The 2,599-nt window shown below is 39.3% G+C and carries 1 protein-coding gene and 2 pseudogenes; all 3 read right to left on the reverse strand.

Annotated elements, in window-relative coordinates; translation table 11 throughout:
- Window positions 1-592: pseudogene (locus tag ACT3QP_RS14555) on the reverse strand (hypothetical protein); the annotation flags it as partial.
- 243 nt (window positions 593-835) lie between these two features.
- A complete protein-coding gene (locus ACT3QP_RS14560) occupies window positions 836-1,981 on the reverse strand; it encodes a DUF6708 domain-containing protein (protein WP_192519190.1) in 1,146 nt (381 codons plus the stop codon).
- A 204-nt stretch (window positions 1,982-2,185) separates the two neighbouring features.
- Window positions 2,186-2,599, reverse strand: a pseudogene (locus ACT3QP_RS14565) (hypothetical protein); the annotation flags it as partial.

A 2,599-nucleotide genomic window follows, 5' to 3' on the forward strand; every position in this document is an offset into this window, starting at 1 on the left:
CAGACTTACTAACTAATAGTTGTTTGTCTTTGATAGGTATACTGGTTGCGTATCTTTGCTTACCATCAAAGCTAGAACTAGCATAAGAGGAAAATGACTCGTTCACCTGAGGGTGCGGGTATTGAATATATTCTCGTCTTTCACATAGATTAAGAAAATAAAAGGTTTCCTCACTACACAGCTGCTGGGTTTCAAGGTCGTAGATTTGTACTGGCGTGAGCGTACTCTCCCCTAAGCGAAACTGCTGTAGCAGCTCGGCACAGGCTTGGGTAAGCACAACGCCACTACTTCTTACCTTGAAAATATATTCAGACGATGGCGGTAGCTTAGTGTCACTACTCTCTACCCACAAGCTGTCTGGTAAGTGATTGGTCTTAGAAAAACCACTGCTAGCGTTAGACAGCTCCAACATTTCTTCTTTAAACACCTTTTTTATTTCTAATAACTTAGGGTCAGCTGTTTTTTCTATACGTTGAAGTACTTTCCAATGCTTAGGAAAGTCATATTTTTTACTATTAGCAGGATAGATATCGTAAAAATTGACAGACGTTAGCTTAAAGCCTGCCAGCCAGACGTTGTTTGTATTGCTCATTTATTCTTCCTTAGTTAGGGCGTGTCCTCAATCTGAACAGTAAACGGTAAATGGACTAAAACCTCTCAAGTTAATATCTATAGATGTGACAGAAAAATGGTGGTTTCTTGGTCAGTCGAAACCGCCCTTCCATGTCTACAACATATCCACTCATTATTCATTGTCCTAAATTTTACGGCTTTACCATTGGCGCTTCTTCAACGCACTACTTAATTATTTAAGCTAAAGGCTGTCTTCAAATATTTAAATCCACCGAAACAACAGCCAATCCCACAGGATTTTAAAGAAGCTTGGATAATCACTATGCGGTAAAACTTCAATAATGATATCAATCATAATGGCTAGAATTGATAAGGAGGCCAGCATTGCGACTACTATCATCGCAAAATAGAGTGCTCTTTCTAATAAGGTAGCAGGCTTCATGAGTTCTGGTATCGGCGGGTTTTTATTTAAGTCAAATTTATCGTTGAGACCTACCTCACACTCGTTCTCTATCTCAGCGGAGAAATGCGGGGTGGTTGAGGTGAATATAGAAAGGCGACGTCCCCATAGCTTTAAAAACCAAAAAGGTATATTTACGACAAATAACGAAACAAACCTTACGGATGTCTTTGGGTACTCAACATTCATAAATCGATAATAATAATCAAATAAGGAACGCTGCATGCTTTCTTTAAAGGTCTCTTTACGCTGATGGATAGGAAGTATGTGATCAATGCTACTGGCTACTTCAGCGAGCTCGCTATCATTTGTAGCAGACATATAACGATTAACAAACTCAAAATGACCGTATAAGGCCTCATCTACATCAAGATAATGAATCGGTAAACTAAAAATCTGCTGAATAATACCTTTATCGTCTCCGTCGCAGTGGCGGATATCTCTCGGTGTGTTGGTGGAGATCTGCATTTGTACTTTTAGACTCGCCCAGTCATAGGCCTCTACCTTTTTATTGGTACCCATGACATAGACTTTGCCCTCTTTACGATTAAAGCGAACGGGAAAGTAAGTGTAAGAAAACAGCTCTCGGCTAAGGCGTCTTATCAATGCATAAATAAGCCCAAACAATGCAATATTTGCCACGATATAAAACAGGAAATCGATGCTAAGCCCATTTTTATTAAACTCAAAGAGCATACTATAGCCCACAACACCTATACCAAAAATCGCTACTAAAGAAATGATTAAGTGGCTCCAAACCACATCGCCACGGATAAAGTCCCACATATCTACCAGCTCCATGTAGGTGCTATTAAACTGTACGATAGGACGTTCGGGGCGTGGCGGATAGTCAGGTCTCTGGTATGGATTTCGCTCATGTTTTGAGTTACCTGTCTTACCTGCTTTGCCTAAAGTGTCATCGGATGTTCTTTTTTTTCTGCGTTTCATTAAATCAATTACCTTTTATTCCGCCACCTTTTTAAAGTATTTTCATACTCGTTGATGTCTTGTTTATTATTGTTTTTATTGATGGCACCATTGGCTGCTTTGTCTATGGCATTTCCGAAATTCAAGCGATAGTCATTATAAATATATATTTTTGCCTACATCATCAGAAGTTTATACTTTAGACATTGCAACTAAAAATCCAGTCTAAATCCACCGAAACAACAGCCAATCCCACAGTATTTTAAAGAAACTTGGGTAATCTCCATGTGGTCGCGCGGCACCGATGATATCAATAATAATGGCGAGTATCGATAAGGAGGCTAGCGTTGCAACTACCATCATAACGACATAAAACACTTTTTCTAACAAGGTAGCAGGCTCCATGAGCGCTGGTATCGGCGGGTTTTTATTTAAGTCAAATTTATCGTTGGGATCTACATCACATTGGGCTTCTATCTCAAAAGGAAAATGCGGCGTGCTAGACGTTAATACCGCTAAACGACGTCCCAATAGCTTTAAAAACCAAAAAGGAATATTTATAGCAAATAACCAATCCAGTCTTATGGACTTCTCTGGGTACTCTATATCCATAAACCGATAGTGATAATCAAATAAAGT

This window comes from Psychrobacter sp. AOP7-B1-24 (assembly GCF_052376215.1).
Classification (GTDB): domain Bacteria; phylum Pseudomonadota; class Gammaproteobacteria; order Pseudomonadales; family Moraxellaceae; genus Psychrobacter.